We start from the raw sequence: 16,538 nt of genomic DNA, 5'->3' as shown, positions 1-16,538 counted from the left end.
GGTCAGACCACCGTAATCTTTGGGCCGGTGTAGGCCCCATTGCCATCGAGCGTCAGCGGCGTCTCCGCGCCGTCCACCCGCACGCGCACCATGTAGCTGCCGGGCGTCACGCCAGCCAATTTGAAAGTGACCGGGTCGGTCGCAGGGATGTTTCCCAGCACTCCCGCAACCGTGAAGCCGGCGCTGCTGGCTGATGGAACGGGATCATTGAGCAGCAGGCGTATCTCCTGCTTTGTCGTGGGTGGTGGTTGCAGACGGATGGAAAGCACCCCTGCGTTCAGCGTGATGTCTGGTGTGCCGTCACCTTTCAGCGCGAAGACTGGCCGGTGCAGAAAGATGGCAAGGTTCGACTCGTTGACCTCTTTCAATGGCGCGGCGCCGATGTCGATGGTCCGTACCAGCTCGACACCGACGATGCCTGCAGAAAGGCCAGCAGGCAGCGTTACCAGTGCGCGTGTAGGCGTGGATCCGGCATCAAGTGGCCGCCGGGCCCCATTGCTGAAAACAGCTACCGCACCGGGCTGGACGAGTTCTTCACCCACCAGCGCGATCTGCGAGGCGGCCGCCTGGAAGAGCAGATTGGGCGGATCGATGCGATCAATGAAAGGCCGCACCGACTGAACGACGGCGGTCGCAAAGGTGCGCACGGGCAGCGCACTCTTCGCAGAATTTTCCGATTCAATCAGCACTGCGGAGATGCGGTAGCAGAACGATGGTCGACACCGGCTATGAATGGAAGTCCACAGCTTCTGCATCTCGTCCGCGTTGAGGTTCAGCGGCTCGATCCGCAGAATTTCAAGCTGGTCCGCGAGCCCTGATCGCTGCAGCGCCACGAGTACAGGATCAGGAGGGTCGATCAACGGATTCACCGCGAGCAATGTGCGTACCCGCTCGCGCGTCAACTGCGGTACGTCACTGAGCGCCTGCATCGCGAGCCCAAGCAGCATCTCCGGCAACAGTTCCAAAGAGCTGTGTGTGCTGACCAGGAAGCTGATATCCAGCGCCAGCGGAGGCGTCGTCACCGGCTGTCCGAATGCATTGCGCGACGGCTCGAAGGCATTGCGATATGCAGCATTCATGGCAACGTGATACGGAAAGATGTTGATATGCGGCGGGACGTCGATCGTTGCCGACATGTCCGTTCCGTCGATCTGTTCCGGAGAGAGAACGGTGGTCTTCATCGACTGGAAGGCGGTGAAGTTCTCCAGGGCGACACGCCGATCAATCAACTGCGCGACGACGCGCGCTGCTGCCGCGATGGCCATGGCGGTGCTCATCGTCCCGCTCCTTTGCGGCGCAGATAGTCTTCCAGCGGCATCGCTGCTGGAGAGCGTTCTGGTTGTGCCACCCGTTGCGTTGACGTTGGTGCGGAGGTTCGCACTTCAATACGATCGATGCGAATGGTGATTGGTGCTGCTGCAACCGGCTCCGGCCGTGGCGTGTTCAAAGGGGAGGGTAAGTGCCTTGTCTGCGGTGTGGCAGCCTGTTCGCGTGGCGGCATCAGCGGATGTGCCGATTGAGGTCGTGCTGGCCCCAAGGTGGGTGGCACCATCTTCGGAGGATCAGGGCGCGTCACTCCGGGGTCGGCAGTAGCGAGACGCGAAATCGGATTCACAGCTTCCCGTGTCGGCGTCACGTTCTCATGGGAGGGCAACGGCGTAACTGCCATTGAAGCGCTCTTATCTACGTTGGATAGAACGACGTCGCTCGGCGGTAGAAGTTGGCCGGGGAACGGCTTTGGCGAAGGCCCGGGAGCACTCACAGTGGGCGCCTGCTTCGCATCCCGCAATGGGGTGTGGCCGTCACGAAACTCGCGCGTCTCGATCGCTGAAGCCGTGGTCGGGTCTGGTGCGCGCTGCGTAGCGATGTGTGGATCGGGCGCAGCCAGACGTTCTTCGTTGATCTCTTCCCATTGCAGGCTGGATGGAGGCGCCATGGATGGCAGGATGCGTGGTTCTGCAGCGGGTAGCTCGCCGCGCGCGCGCCCCAAGAGCAGTTCCAGATAGTCCGCGCTCATGGAACCATCGCCAGGTATTCGTTGCGCCGCAAGTCACTCAGGCTCAGGATTTCCGTCTCGCTCCAGCCATAGGCTCGCGCCAGCGCATCCACATCCCGCAGGATTCGGCGGCCTGCCGCACGTACTTCTCGCCACAAGTATTCACCAGCCTCGAACACCTCCGACCAATGCGCGGCACACTCCGGGCATTGCAGATCGATGCCTGTGAAGCCGTTGTGCGCATCCGCCATCGCAGTCAGCACAGAGCCGACAAAATCTTCCGCAACTGGTTCGGGCAGGATGCGTTTCAGCAGCAGTGCACGGCCCTCTCGCGCATCTGGACAAGCCGCCGCATCCGCCAGATCCAATGAGTTCGGCCACCTAACCTGCAGGTGCAGACCACTGACGTCTATCTCGAGGGCTTCGTCGCTCTCTACGACCGTGGCAGAACGCTGCGGTAGCTCGTACTCCAGCATGGTTTTGCATGCGGGGCACTGCGCGAAGGCGGGCCACTGCACTCCAAAGAGGGCAGTGCGCCATGCGACAAGCGCGGCATCACGACGTGCGATCCCTAAGCGCAGCGTCTGTTGAAGCGGAATGTCGGTCAGCGCGGAGAGCAGGGCTGCCGGCCGCTGCCAGGCCGTCACAGTCGATCCCGCCTCCCACGCACGCACTACCATGCCGGCGCTGCTTTCCATCTTGTCCTCCGTAGTACCGTGCGTGCCGAAGGAGTTCCGGATGCGCCGTTACGCTTCCGTCAAGTTCCTGGCCGGATTAGAAGCTGGGTTCTGCAGGTTCCGTCACCTTCGTGTCACGGACCCAGCCTTCGTTTTCGATCTTGATGTGTTGAATCGCGATGGCATTCGCATTCGCATCCAGGTCAGGCCAAGGCTGGTATTCCGAAACCCAGCAGCGGAAGAGGTTATAGGCCATCACGATCTGGCCAGCCTCGTTGAACAACTCCAGCCGGATGTTCTTGCGGAAATCCTTCAGTGACACCTCGGTACCGGGCCCGCCATTGACGTCCCATACCTTCTGCGCCCAGGTATCAAACTCCAGGTCATGGGTCACGCCGCGCTCCAGCGTAACGGCCTCGTACTCCGTGCGCCCCGGCGACTTGAAGCTCGTAGACAGATCGCTGCCATCTCGATGCTTGACCACTTCCGTTGTGCGCTTGAGCGCACTGATTTTGCTGATGCCAGCGACGTACCGTCCGTCCCACTTCACGCGGAACTTGAAGTTCTTGTATGGGTCGACTCGCCCCGGATTTACTGTGAATTGCGCCATGGCTTACGGCTTCCTTTCCGTCGATTACGACGCTGCCTGTCCGGCTATCTGCTGAAGCTGAATGATCACGAACTCAGCCGGCCGCAGCGGGGCAAAGCCGACGATGACATTCACGCGGCCAAGGCTCTGGTCAGTGGAAGTCGTGGTCTCGCTGCTGCATTCGACAAAGTAAGCCTGGTCCGCGCTCACCCCCGCAAAGGCACCCTGCTTGAAGAGGCCCTGCATGAACGCACCAACATTCAGCCGGATCTGCGACCAGAGCGTTTCGTCGTTTGGTTCGAAGACCACCCATTGCAGCCCGTGATAAAGACTCTGTTCGATGAAGAGGGCAGTACGGCTAACCGGCACATACTTGTACTCATTCGCCTCCGCATTCGAACCGCGTAACGTTCGCGCGCCCCAACTGACAATGCCAAAGGTTGGCAGTGACCGGATGCAGTTCACACCGAGCGGATTTAAGGCACCATTCTGCGAGTCTGTCAGCGTGTACTCCACACCGAGAGCGCCGACAACGGAAGCGTCTGTGCCTGCAGGTGCCTTCCAGACGCCGCGTGTGGTGTCCGTGCGCGCGTAGATGCCTGCGATGGCACCTGATGGAGGCATACGCCTGTTCGCGCCGCCATTTAGTGGGTCGGAGATAAAGAAGTACGGATAGTAAACCGCCGCGTTGATACTCTTCGGCAACGACGGCCCGCTGATCGCCGTGACCATGTGCTGAATATCCGTATCGAAGGGTGCGTCGGCAATCAGGAAGGCTGAGCGAGCCTGACAATATGCAGCGGCATCGGCAAGCGTCGCGGAGTCCGTAATACCGGGCATGATCAACAGGTTGAAGCTCTGCACTTCTTCCAGCGCGGAGAGCCCCTGCCTCGCCGTACCGCTCGGCACATAGCTGCTGTACACGGTGGAGGGCGAAACATCCTGCGCGCTGCCGCCCGCAAGCGCCTTTGTTGTGCCAGGTGTCGCAGTGATCCCTGTCAGAAGTCCGAGGGTGTTCGCGAACGTGTCAGCCCCTGCGGCTAGGACGCTCACGGATGATCCCGGTCCTCGCGTGCCCGAAGTCAGGACAAGCAATGGATTGGCCCCGGAGTCATCCACTTTCGCCGTGAAGCCGGTATACGCTGCCGTGGACCGCAGTGCCTGCACCGCGTCCTGCAGTCGTGTCGCCATGTCCTGCAACTTCGTCTTCAGGTCGGCGCCCGCAGCAAGGCCGCCAGAAATCAAGTCAACCGTGTCCGCCACACCGCCATCCAGGACGAGTTGTAACTGGTGCGTATCGGCCTTGGGAAGTGTGTCCAGGGCGGTTGCTGTGGTGATCGCAGCTCCGCGCAATACACCGGGGTCAGGCGTGGGTTTCGGGCGCAATGCGCTGGTTCCGTCTACTTCTGTTCCGCCGCTTGCCACGCCTAACTTCAGCGCCGCTGCGGCGTCGCGCGTCGCGCCCTGCAGAACCATAACACTGCTGTTCTCACCGGTAGTTCCCGAGGTAAGAATCAGTCGGTCATTGCTGCCATTGGGCTTGCAGGTGAAGTTCTTCAGGGATGGATTGGTGCTGATGCCAACTACCTGCGTCTGGATCGCCGATGCGACCGCGCCGATGCCTCCGCTGACGGCAGCAGCATTCAGCGATATTGTGATGACAGGTAGACCATCTACGACTATGCGCAAATCAGTTCGCGGCGGTTGGCCCGCGGGCGGCGTTAGAGCAGCGGTTGTATCCGCCACCACACCGCTGGTGCTGGTTCCCGGATTTGGAAATGCGAGGCCCGCCGCACGGGTGGCCTTGACCAGTTGGGATGAGGCAAGTGCCTTCTCCACGAACTTGGCATCCTGGGAGTTCATCGACAGGCCACTGTAACTCTCGACGGATGTTCCGTCCGCGGTGGCCAGAGTCAGATTGAATGTGCTGCCAGGGGAGGGCGTCTTCCAGTCAACGGTAACGGTGATGCCATTGCCAAAGTCACCCGCATCCAGTGCAGTTAGCGTTAAAACCGTAGCTCCGCCTGTCGCGGTGAGTGGCACAGAAGCTTGCACGGCATTCGCGGCAACACGAACAATCCAAGCCTCGCTGCCGCCGTTCATGAAGAACTGCCGCACAGCATAGCCAAGATCGTACTTACTAACCAGGCCGCCAAACTCACGCGTAAAGTCGGTGAAGTTAAAGATCTGTGTCGCAACACCAACCGTTCCGCGCGATGCCTCACCGAGGAAAGCCGCAACGGAAGTGCTGACACCCGCAATGGAACGGACGCCACTGGGCAACCGCTCAAGATAGACACCTGGAAAAGTAGTCGTAGCCGGCACGCGATGGCACCTCGTTGGAAGTAGCCGAAGCATACACCGGTCTAGAAACGACGCAACGATAATTTGAGGAAATATTTCTTCCTATTGCGTTTAATTCAGATGATTTACTTGCTCAAGTAATTTTCTGCAATGCGCATAGCAGGCGCCATATCCCGGAATTACCCGGTAATGTGCTGTTCTTATGTGGCTGTTATCAGCGTCGCGGCATTCATCTTCTAGCTCGTTTGCCTAACCGAGTGATGATGATCTTCTCCGACGAAGCGCCCGCATTACACTCTAGGCTCTGGAGCCAGAGGCAGCACTTAAGTCTTAGGTCAGCGATACCTCTATCGAGTGAGCGGGCTCAGTTGACAGCCCCTCGGGCGCATAGGGCTTGCATCCGCAGATGGAATCTCGTTGTTTAATCCTCATGAAAAAGGCAAGGAAGCTGCCAGTATTGGCATCAGTAATCCCAATTCTTGCAATCTGCTTCATTTTTTCGACTTTGGCTTTATCAACGAGTGCGCTATATCGCTTTGTCTGACTTGGCATATATCCAGCTCGCCATGCGTCGGCAGTTCTGAACGTTCTGCCGGCCTACATGCGAAGCGCGAGCAAATATTATCCAGAAAGAACTCGGCTGGCACACTTTTCGCAGTACCTTCAGCACACTTTTGAAGGCGACCAGGGAAGATGCTTCATACACGGGCATGAGCTCGCATTAACGGACAGCGCAGGGTGCGTGTTATGTGGAGGCTGTTTCCAAAACTGGTGAAGCACCGGGTAAGAATCCACCCGAAGTACGAGGTACCACTTACACCCTTTGACTTCTGCGTATTAGGGGGGCCGCCTCAACCTAAGTTCTTTAGATTGATGGCGGGGACGACGGGACTCGAACCCGCGACCTCTGCCGTGACAGGGCAGCGCTCTAACCGACTGAGCTACGTCCCCAAACTTGCTGGTGCAAGATGGATGTCACATCGAAGCGGGTCGCCGTGTTGCGCGTCCGCATGCTTCGATCGTGTTGCGCTATGTGATTCCGGCTGAGCTGCTTGCCTGTTTCACTCGCGACGACAAGATTGAGTTTATCAGAACTTTTGCACGAGATGGGTGACTGTCCTGTGCAGAAACTCACCTTGAGAATGAAAAAGTTCTTCGTTGCGCCGGGTGTGCGCGACGGACCGCGTCTTTGGTCCAGGTACCGCAGGGGTTACGCGTCTTCGGACAGGTCGAAGACTTTGCGAGGGGTGGCATTCGTTCCGCGCTCGCGGAGGCCTGCCTCCATACCGATGAGAACCGCGAGGCCGAGACCTGCGAGGATCACGACGCTCTCGACGCGCGTTGACCACGCGTGGCGTGATTCAAAATCGGTACGGATCGGCGAGCCGGGGAGAAGGATGTTGATATTGCCGCCGGCGAGGGCGCGATCGTGCTCCATGGGCAGGATGATGGCGCGGTTGGAGACGAAGGTCATCACGATCATCAGCAGCACAAGGCCGGCCTGCACGGGCATGCGATAGGCACGGCTGCCCAGCAGCCGCAGGCTGATCATCATGGCCACACCGCACCACAGACCGATGGAGTGTGCGAAGAGCAGGGTGTGTCCGATGAAGGTTGCGAATTGCTCTGTGGTGCCGAAGACGCGCGCCGCTGTGGGCGCTACGACCGCACCAAAGAAGATGAGGGCGCCCATCCAAACAGCGAACGCAAGCAGACGAACGACACGGGCAGCAATGACCATGGAGATAGTGTAGCGGGGCTTGCGCCGTGGATGGCACAGACAGATATGCCCCAGCTCCTTGAAGCGAAGCTGGGGCACCTGGGACTCTCGTTTATGCCGAGGGTTTGTTGTCTATGCTGACGGTTTGTTGCGCTCGAGTGCGTTCTGCAAGACGACTTCCAGTGCAGGCTTTACGCGCGCGTACTGCTCTTCGGTGATTTTGCCGGTCAAGCGATCGCTCTCAAGGGTGAAGAGCTCGTCGCGCAGGACGTTGAGCAGTGATGCCGCCTGCGGGATACCCGCTGCTATAGCGACGCCGACAGGTGCTGCCGTCGAAGGGATCGTCGGGTCGGTTGTGACGACGGCGGGATTCTGCGGGCGTCCGAGGAGGAAACCGGCTCCGCTGATCAGCAACAGAGCGACTCCAGCGATGATCCACCACTTGTACTTGCTGAGGGGATCGGGTGTGTCGATGGGCGTGCCGAGGCCACCGCCCGGCTTGTTACTGGCTGCCGGGCCGGTGTTCGACCCGGGATCAGCGTTCGGGTCCGCGCCGCTGGCTGGGGTGCCGGTTGCCGGGCCGTTACCCTGATTCTGCTGGCTTGCGTCGGAAGCGGTTGTCGTGGTGCGAGGCAGTTGGCCCTGACCCGAGAGCGTGAACTCTGCGGTATCGCCGCCTGCGATGTTGCGTGCGACGAAGGTCTGCGCATCCACCTCATCCTGCACGGGCGCCCACGGCGTCTTGCCACCGTCGAACTTCATCGCCTTCGGCATCATGACGATGACGTTGTCAGAGGCCATGGCGGTGGTCGGCGTCATCTTCAGCGATCCGTTGTAGGGCACGCGATAGCTGACCTGGAACTGCGTCTGCCCACCCGGGCGCACGGCAAAGTTGAAGGTGAAGTGGCCCTTCTTTGTTAGCGGGACGGGCTGTGACTGGACGGTCATGCCGCCGGGGCCCTGCGCTGCTGCGCCCTCGACGACCGCGCCTTCCGGCAGGGTAAAGTCAAAGGTCGCGTCCGAGAATTGTGTCTTGGGCGGTGCCGATTCGTTCTTGAGGAAGAAGTGCTGGACGACGCGGAGGCTCTTGCCGTCGGCCTCAGTCTGCACGCGCATCACGTCCGCTTCAAGCTTTACGCCGGGGACCTTCGCTGCGACGGCGTAGACGTCGATGTCGAGGGCGGTCGTGCCCGGAGGCGCCGGCTTGAAGTAGTTGGCGCCCTCGTGGGTCACGCGGACCAGGTGCACACCGTCGTCGGGCACGTTGAGCTCGTAGTGGCCTTTGCCGTCCGAGGTGGTGTGCGCGGCTTCCTGCATGCCCTGTGCCAGACGGATGAGCGTGACGGTGTCGCCGGATGACGGCTTGTTCGTCGTGCCGTTGGTGATGGTGCCGGTGAGGGTACTTGCGGCGAAGGCCGAGAAGGGGAGCGCCAGCAGCGCCGTGAGGGCAGTGATTCTTAGGGAACGCATCGCTTTTAAGTCTAAATGCGGAAGCGAAAGGGCCACACCGGATGATGTGGCCCTGGCTTCAATTCCTACGAGTTAGAAGGCGTCTCTCGAACTCAGGTTCGCCAGGATCTCCGGGCGGGTGCGCCAGACGTCTCGCCACTGCTTCTTCTCTGCCAACGGCAGCTCGTCCGTGTGGAAGGGAGAGCCCGGCTGCGAAGATTCGCCGTAGAAGACGAAGCTTTTGGCCTTGACGGCGGGTTTGGTGAATTCGACCGCAATGGTGAAGCCGTCGCCGTGGATCGGTGTCTTTTTGCCTTCGAGAAGCGGACCCCATGTGAAGACGCGGAAGACGCCCAGGTTGCCGTAGCCACCATTGCCGGGGAGTGAGACACCGTTCAGCGCCGGTCCCCGCACTGCCTTAATGTCGCCATCACTCTGCCCGTTGATTTCGATCTTCATGACGTCGCCCCAGGGGCGGTCGAGCGCGCCGTAGAGCTTCACGGTTTCGTCTGCGGCGTCGGCCAGCATCTGCACCGCGAGTTTCGGATCCTTGATGCCGCGCGGTGTCGTCAGCGGCTGGTTGTAGTCGTATGGGATCGCCCAGTTCTTTTGGGCTGCGACGGTCGTCATGCCGACACTGGTGCTGATGAATTTCTGTGCCCACGTGTAGAAGAGCAGTGCGCCGCGGGAGTTGGCTTCGCACTGGCGATCCCATGTCCGGAGCACGGCCGCAGCCTCTTTCGCGCGTGGACTGCCATACTGATCTACGTCAGCCAGCAGTTCGTCGAGGACGCGGTCGGCCATTTCCATGCGGGTGGAAAACTTCTTCTCCAGCAGCATGTCGAAGCTGATTTTCTTGTCCTCGCTCAACATGCGAAGGGCGCGGTCGCTGCGGAAGAGCGGAAAGAACGACGAGATGTACGCCGGGTAGGCTGATCGATCCATCATGTTGGGCCAGGCAGCATCCCATGGTGGTTCGTTGCTGTTCTGCACGTAGCCGCTGGCGGGGTCGATCTGCTTGGGCAATTCGTCATAGCTCAGGATGCCGTGCGGCATGGTGGCGCTGGTGGATCCGTCGACGGGCTTCGTCCATGTGGCCCAATCGCCAGTGCGGCGTGGCACGTTGGCGTTGAAGAGATATTCGATGTGGCCGTCGCGGTCGGCGTAGAGGATGTTGTACATGGGCACTTCCAGCCGGCGTAGCTGTGCCTGGTACTCCGCAAAGTTGTGCGCCGTGTCCATCTTCCAGTACTGCTCCAGGAAGAAGGGCTTGTCGAGGCCTGCGGTGAGCAGCGCGACGGGAACTCCCTTGTCCCGGCGAATGATGGGGCCGTGCACAGTCTTCTGCACCTGCACGACTTCGGTGGTGAAGCTGCCATCTTTCTGCTTCACGCGGAAGGGATACTGAGACGTCTCATACTGTAGAACCTTGCCGTCGTAAAGGTACCCGCCGGCCTGCTCCTTAATGTCGAACTGCAGTGCGCCGTTGTTGGTGTTCACCGTGTTGGTGATGGCGAGATAGTCTGAAAAGCAGAAGCGCATGACCGGCAGACCGACCTGCGATGCGCCGAAAAGATTGATCCCGGGAGCGACAAGCTGCGCCTCAAAATAGGTCTGCTCGCCGGCCATAGCGAGGTGCGGATTCATCAGCAGCATGGCGTTGCCGCTGGTGCTGTGGGAGGGCGCGATGGCCCAGCCGTTTGAGCCGTCCTGCATGTCCATGTTGGTGGGAGCGAAGGGCGATTCCGGCATCTCAAGCGACGCTGTTTCTGTGGATGCCGCTGCGGTGCGGGTAGCGTTGCGCGGCTCCATGAGTGCGCGGCCGGCGACGAACTCGAAGTTCACAAAGTGTTGCGTGTGTTCGATGACATCGAGAGGCGTGATGGGCAGCACCTGCTTGGCCTCAGCACTCAGCTTGTCGGGATGCGCCGCTGCGTAAGCGTTGATGCCTGCTGCAAAAGAATCAAGATAGCTGCGGAACTCCGGGATTTGCTGCGAGAGCCAGAGGGCGGAGCGCTTGGGCACCTCATTGAGCCACACCCACCGATCCGTTTTCAGATTGCGATCGTTCGCGCCCGCGCCGTAGATCTCGCTGGAACGGCCGCGGCTGCCGGCCATGACGTGCATCAGTAGTTCGCCGTGTGCCTCGGTCTGCGCGTAACCGTAGAGATAGAACATATCCTTCGTGTTCTTTGCGAAGATATGCGGCACGCCCCACTTGTCCCACAGGATCTCTGAGCCCTTCATCGGCTTGTACGTTGAGGCTTTGGCTTGTGCGATCGAAGGGACTGCGGTGCCTATTGCCAGCGTGAGGGTGGCAAGGGAAAGGATGCGGCGGCGCAGGGGCATGGTGCTCCTTGTGGTGTCGCTCTTGGATTGAGGGGTACATCGGCAGACTACCATTCACACGCGGTTCACAAAAGTGGACTCGCGCTGGCCTTAAGGTCAGGCGCGCTCGAGAACGTCGATCTCCGTCACGATGGTCGTTGCTTCATCTTCCAGCAGGGCACGCTGGGTGGCGTAGTCTTCTTCGGGATACTTGCCGGCCTTGTACTCGAAGTTGAGGTCGCGCAGATTGGCGAAGACGGCGTCGCGACGTTCGCGCAGGAAATCAAGCCGGGAGGCGGCGCGCTGCGTGAAGGGGTTCTTCTCAGGCCAGAAGGTGTAGGCGAAGAGGGCGACAAAGAGAACGATGGATGCGGCGATGCCCATGGCTAGTACTCCGTCTCGCGGCGAATGCGATCGCGTACAGCATCGCTGCCTGCAAACGGCATGGAGGGTGCGCCGCCCGGCACCGCGAGCATGTGACGGCCCTTCCAGCGACGGATGAGGAACGCCGTGCCGACGATGGCCAGGATGAAGACAACGACCGGGACAATCCATGCGGCGTTATCAAAGCCGCCACGGATGGGCGCTGCCAGCACCGTGGGGCCGTACTTGGCTACGAACCAGTTGAAGATGCTGGTGTCAGAACCGCCGCCTGCGACCTTATTGCGCAGCTCGCCGATCATGCGATCGCTGTCCGGGCAGCCGACGTGGTTGCACTCCAGAAGGATTTGGCCGCAGCCGCAGACACAGACCATCTTGTGGCCGATGCTCGAGAACTTGTCTGTCGTGTCACCGGCGCCGATGGTGACGAGCGCGACGGTGAAGAGCAGGACCATCTGCAGGACGCGGTTTTGAGTAGGGCCCGCATCAATCGCCGCTCACAGTCTGCAACTCACGGTCCGGCATTACGGATGCGGCCTTGTTACTGAGCATGGGACGGAGGCCGGGAAGAAGAGCCAGTACCGTTCCTGCGAAGACGATGGCGACACCTGCCCAGATCCAAGAGACGAGGGGATTCAGGAAGACCTTGATGATGGGACGGTTCGGTCTCCGGGTTGCGGCCCAGGAAGATGACGTAGAGGTCACGTAGCACGGTGGAGTGGATCGCAACGATCGTAGAGCTTGTCTGGCTTGCGGTGTAGAAGCGTTTCTCCGGCGTCATCTGCGTCAGCTTCTTGTTGCCGCGATAGACGTCCAGCAGCGCAAAGTCCGTGTCGTAGTTGGCGTTGGAGTCCTGCGTGTAGCTGAGGCAGACGAGCTTGTAGTTGCCGATCGTTAGCGAGTCGCCAAAGCCCATCTCGAGTTCTTTCGACTGGTTGAACGCGGCTCCTGCGAGGCCTGCAAAGAGCACAACGATGCCGAAGTGGACCAGGTAGCCACCGTAGCGCCGGTTGTTGCGCATCATCAGCGTCCATCCGGAGGCGACGAGGTTCTTGCCGGTCTGCGTCGCGACCACGTGTGCGCCGCGCAGGAACTCGGCGAGGATGGCCGTGAAGACGCCCGCGCCTATGGAGAAGCAGACGAGTGCGTAAAGCTGGCCTTCCAGGTCTTCGCTGGATGCGCTCCAGGGGTGCAGGCCGCTGAGCATCAGGATGGCGGCGCTCCCTAGAATTGCCGCGCACGGCAGAACGAAGTTGCGACGGATGGAACGGAGCGACGTCGCACGCCATGCGAGCAGCGGACCAACGCCCGTCAGGAGTAGCAGGAAGAGGCCGATGGGAACCGCAACGCGATTGAAGAAGGGCGCGCCCATTGTGACTTTCGACCCTTGGACATACTCGCTGAGGACGGGGAAGAGCGTGCCGAAGAGAACGGTGAAGCAGGCGACGAGCAGGACGAGATTGTTGAAAAGGAACGAGCTCTCGCGCGAGACCACCGCTTCAAGCTTGTGCTCGGACTTCAGGTGAGCGCTCTGCTTGAAGAAGGTGAACAGGCATACGGCGAAGATGATGCATAGGAATGTCGTGAACCAGTCGCCGATGCTGCTCTGGGCGAAGGCGTGGACACTGCTGACGATGCCGGATCGCGTGAGGAGCGTGCCCAGGATGGTGAGCATGAACGTCAGGAAGATGAGCCAGACGTTCCACTTCTTCATCATGCCGCGCTTTTCCTGCATCATGACCGAGTGCAGGAAGGCGGTGGCCGTAAGCCATGGCAGGAACGATGCGTTCTCAACCGGGTCCCAGCCCCAGTAGCCGCCCCACCCCAGAACTGCGTAAGCCCAGTGCATACCGAGCGAAATGCCGACTGTGAGGAAGAGCCATGTGACAAGCGTCCAGCGGCGTGTGATGCGGATCCACTTTTCGCCGGGGTACTTCATCATCAATGCGCCGAGTGCAAAGGCGAATGGTACGGAAAAGCCCACGTAACCCAGGTAGAGCATCGGCGGATGGATGACCATCTCCGGGTATTGCAGAAGCGGATTCAGGCCGTTACCGTCTGCCGGAATCACGCCGCGCGTCAAGGAGAAGGGTTCCGCGGCGAAGTTGAGCAGGGCAAGGAAGAAGATCTGGATGGCTGCGAGGATGACCGACGCATACGCGAACAAGCGGACGTCGGTGCGATGGCGCAGACGCAGTACGAAGGCGTAGCCCGTGGTCAGAAAGGACCAGAGCAGCAGGGAGCCTTCCTGGCCACTCCACAGCGCTGAAAACTTGTAAGCCGGGTGCAGCGCGATGTTCGAGTGCTCCCGGATGTACTCGACCGAGAAGTCATTCGTGAAGGCTGCCCAGATAAGGGCGATGGCTGCGCAGAGGACCGCGATGAAGCTGCCCAGACCGGCACGTCGCGCCGTCTCGGCGAGCCTTTCGGCCGAGACGCGTAGTTGCAAGCCGCGCTGCATTGCTACGAGCGCGAATGCTCCAGCGAGAAACGTGTATGCAGAGAGACACAGCGCCAGCAAAAGCGCGAAACTGCCGAACTGTGGCATTGGGTGTGGCATGGGTTTACCGATCCCGAGGTACAGGGATGCGAACCCATTCTCTCAGGTGGAGAGTCCGTGGGCAAACGCTGGTGCGATCATCGGAGTTTCGGTGCCGGCAGAAGGGAATCAGGCGGCGTCCGGACGGATCAGGCGGTCCACCGATGCCAGTAGATTGTCGGGCAGCAGCGGCTTTAGACGGAAGAGAACGTTCAAGTCGCGGTACTCCTCCTCGGCCTCTTCCAGCCCGCTGATTACCATGACCGGCAGCTCCGGGCGGAAGGTACGCAGTTCGCGCACGAACTCAGCCCCGCTCATGTTCGGCATGATGTGGTCTGTGATGACCATGTTGATCTCAGACGGGAAGTCGTTCTCGCGAAACTGCTGCAGGGCGCGTTCCGCGTTCAGTGCAGGAATGACGAAGTAACCGGCGCGCTTCAGAATTGTCTGGCGGGTGGCAGCCTGGATAGCATTATCGTCAATCAACAAAACGGTACGTTGCATTCTTCCTCGAATCCTCGGGCGGCCAGGTTTGGCTTCGCCGGGTTACTCTTCGAAACAGAGTTTTAGGCTTTCCGGCATTTGGATGCCGGTGATCGCCATTCGGCAGCCTGCGAAGGGCGCATTCAAATGCAGGAATTGGGACGGTATGACCAACTCTAGCCAATCGCTACGCTCTTCGGTCGCCTTTTCTTGCAGATAGACGAAGGCGAAAACAAGGTCTAGGCTTGGTGCGGACTTCCTAGAAGAACACCTTACTTTCTGATCCCCGGAGACGCTACCTCTTGAGTACACATCTCGGCACTATTGATTGGCTCATTATGGCCGTGTACCTGGTCTTTGTGCTGGGCATTGGCGTTGCGCTGAAGCGGTACATGCGGACGAGCAACGACTTCTTCCTGGCCGGGCGCTCGATCCCGGCGTGGGTCTGCGGCCTGGCCTTCCTATCTGCCAATCTTGGGGCGCAGGAAGTCATAGGCATGGGTGCCTCCGGCGCGAAGTATGGCTTGGCAACCAGTCATTTCTACTGGATCGGTGCCGTGCCGGCGATGGTCTTTGTCGGCATCTTCATGATGCCGTTCTATTACGGATCCAAGGCCCGAAGCGTACCGGAGTACCTGCGTATGCGCTTCGACGAAAAGACGCGCGCGCTGAATGCCGTGTCGTTCGGCATTATGACGCTCTTCTCTTCCGGCATCAGCATGTACGCCATGGCTCTGCTGATCCAGGCGCTTGGGATCTTTCACGGCATCGTTCCGGACCAATATGTCTTTCATGTTTCGGTGCTTATCAGCGCGGTGATCGTGCTGGCTTACATCTTCCTAGGCGGGCTGACCAGCGCGATCTATAACGAGGTGCTGCAGTTCTTCCTGATCGTCGCCGGCTTCCTGCCGCTGGTGTACCTGGGCCTGCGCAACATCGGCGGCTGGCATGGGCTGCAGACTCGCCTGCCGGAGACTTACATGCACTCGTGGCGCGGCATGAGCCACGCCAACACCAATCCGCTGGGTGTGGAGTGGTTCGGCCTGACGATGGGCCTTGGGTTTGTGCTGAGCTTCGGCTACTGGTGCACAGACTTCCTGGTGGTTCAGCGCGCAATGGCTGCCGACAGTGAAGAGAGTGCACGCAAGGTGCCGCTCATCGCTGCGATCCCGAAGATGGTCTTCCCGTTCCTGGTCATTCTGCCTGGTCTGATCGCGGTGGCCACGCCGACCGTCATCTCGCATGTGAACGGTGCCAGCGTCACGTCTTCGCAGGGCATGATCCCCGTCAAGATGGATCCGCGCACGGGCGCAATGCAGACCGATAGCAAGGGCCAGCCGGTTTACAACTACGATCTCGCGATTCCGACGCTGCTGCTGCATTACTATCCGACCGGCATCCTCGGCCTCGGCCTGACCGCCTTGCTCGCCAGCTTCATGTCCGGCATGGCGGGAAATGTCACAGCCTTCAACGCCGTATGGACCTACGACATCTACCAGAGCTACCTGAATAAGAACGCTACAGACGCTCACTATCTCAAGATGGGCCGATGGGCTACGGTGGGAGGCGTCATCCTGAGTGTCGGCGCAGCGTATCTCGTCACCGGCTTTAACAACATCATGGACACGCTGCAGCTTGTCTTCTCGCTGGTGAATGCTCCGCTGTTCGCGACGTTTTTGCTGGGCATGTTCTGGAAGCGAACGACAGGTCACGCGGCGTTTGCCGGCCTGATCAGCGGTACCACCGCGGCACTGCTGCACCATGGCATGACGTTGCCGGTGGGCGACGCGCCGGGTATCCACGGTGCGTGGCTTGCGCATCTCCACAGTTATCCCGGTGATATGGCGCAGAACTTCTGGACAGCCATCTTCGCCTTCTCGGTCAACTTGATCGTAACGATCGTCGTGAGTCTATTGGCAAAGGCTCGGCCGGAAGAAGAGTTGGTCGGCCTTGTGTATTCGCTTACGCCGAAGCCCGTCGAACATCATCTGCCCTGGTACAGCCGGCCGATGACACTTGGCATTGGCGTCCTTGCGATCCTTCTCGTGCTCAATCTGGCTTTCGCCTAGTCA

General features: G+C 60.0%; 12 protein-coding genes, 1 tRNA gene and 1 pseudogene. 1 reads left to right on the top strand and 13 read right to left on the bottom strand.

The window, feature by feature from the left end; translation table 11 throughout:
* Positions 1-2 precede the first annotated feature (2 nt).
* The 13 genes and pseudogenes from TERRO_RS10555 to TERRO_RS10490 form a co-directional block, all read right to left on the bottom strand.
* Positions 3-1,277 carry a Pvc16 family protein gene (locus TERRO_RS10555; protein ID WP_014785983.1) on the bottom strand — a complete coding sequence of 425 codons (1,275 nt, stop codon included), beginning with the start codon at positions 1,275-1,277 and terminating at the stop codon, positions 3-5.
* Positions 1,274-2,017, bottom strand: coding sequence for a hypothetical protein (locus tag TERRO_RS10550; RefSeq protein ID WP_014785982.1), 744 nt, complete (start codon positions 2,015-2,017; stop codon positions 1,274-1,276). The genes TERRO_RS10555 and TERRO_RS10550 overlap by 4 nt, the downstream gene beginning before the upstream one ends.
* The gene (locus TERRO_RS10545; RefSeq protein ID WP_014785981.1) at positions 2,014-2,694 is read right to left on the bottom strand and encodes a hypothetical protein; all 681 of its coding nucleotides are present in this window, start codon (positions 2,692-2,694) and stop codon (positions 2,014-2,016) included. The genes TERRO_RS10550 and TERRO_RS10545 overlap by 4 nt, the downstream gene beginning before the upstream one ends.
* Before the next feature lie 76 nt (positions 2,695-2,770).
* On the bottom strand, positions 2,771-3,283 hold the full coding sequence (locus tag TERRO_RS10540) for a phage tail protein (RefSeq protein WP_014785980.1): 513 nt from the start codon (positions 3,281-3,283) through the stop codon (positions 2,771-2,773).
* Between the two features lie 24 nt (positions 3,284-3,307).
* The gene (locus tag TERRO_RS10535) at positions 3,308-5,587 is read right to left on the bottom strand and encodes a phage tail sheath family protein (RefSeq protein ID WP_014785979.1); all 2,280 of its coding nucleotides are present in this window, start codon (positions 5,585-5,587) and stop codon (positions 3,308-3,310) included.
* An 853-nt stretch (positions 5,588-6,440) separates the two neighbouring features.
* A tRNA-Asp gene (locus TERRO_RS10525) sits at positions 6,441-6,517 on the bottom strand.
* A 259-nt stretch (positions 6,518-6,776) separates the two neighbouring features.
* A complete protein-coding gene (locus TERRO_RS10520; protein ID WP_014785978.1) occupies positions 6,777-7,307 on the bottom strand; it encodes a DUF4149 domain-containing protein in 531 nt (176 codons plus the stop codon).
* A gap of 111 nt (positions 7,308-7,418) precedes the next feature.
* Positions 7,419-8,756: a flagellar basal body-associated FliL family protein gene (locus tag TERRO_RS10515; protein WP_014785977.1), complete on the bottom strand. Its 1,338-nt coding sequence runs from the start codon at positions 8,754-8,756 to the stop codon at positions 7,419-7,421.
* Positions 8,757-8,828: 72 nt separating this feature from the next.
* Positions 8,829-11,084: a penicillin acylase family protein gene (locus tag TERRO_RS10510; RefSeq protein WP_014785976.1), complete on the bottom strand. Its 2,256-nt coding sequence runs from the start codon at positions 11,082-11,084 to the stop codon at positions 8,829-8,831.
* A gap of 96 nt (positions 11,085-11,180) precedes the next feature.
* The gene (locus TERRO_RS10505; protein WP_014785975.1) at positions 11,181-11,447 is read right to left on the bottom strand and encodes a hypothetical protein; all 267 of its coding nucleotides are present in this window, start codon (positions 11,445-11,447) and stop codon (positions 11,181-11,183) included.
* 2 nt (positions 11,448-11,449) lie between these two features.
* Positions 11,450-11,899 (bottom strand): cytochrome c-type biogenesis protein, encoded by a 450-nt coding sequence (locus tag TERRO_RS10500; RefSeq protein ID WP_014785974.1) that lies wholly within the window; start codon positions 11,897-11,899, stop codon positions 11,450-11,452.
* A 31-nt stretch (positions 11,900-11,930) separates the two neighbouring features.
* Positions 11,931-14,004 (bottom strand): annotated as a pseudogene (locus TERRO_RS10495) (heme lyase CcmF/NrfE family subunit).
* A 108-nt stretch (positions 14,005-14,112) separates the two neighbouring features.
* Entirely contained in the window at positions 14,113-14,487 is a 375-nt protein-coding gene (locus tag TERRO_RS10490; RefSeq protein ID WP_014785972.1) for a response regulator, read from the bottom strand.
* A 317-nt stretch (positions 14,488-14,804) separates the two neighbouring features.
* Between TERRO_RS10490 and TERRO_RS10485 the strand changes: the two genes are divergently transcribed.
* On the top strand, positions 14,805-16,535 hold the full coding sequence (locus tag TERRO_RS10485) for a sodium:solute symporter family protein (protein ID WP_052313320.1): 1,731 nt from the start codon (positions 14,805-14,807) through the stop codon (positions 16,533-16,535).
* Positions 16,536-16,538: the final 3 nt, after the last annotated feature.

Origin of the sequence: Terriglobus roseus DSM 18391, assembly GCF_000265425.1 — a bacterium.
GTDB classification, from domain to species: Bacteria; Acidobacteriota; Terriglobia; order Terriglobales; family Acidobacteriaceae; genus Terriglobus; species Terriglobus roseus.
Note: the sequence above shows the minus strand (reverse complement) of the source record. Positions and strands in the feature narration are given on the sequence as shown.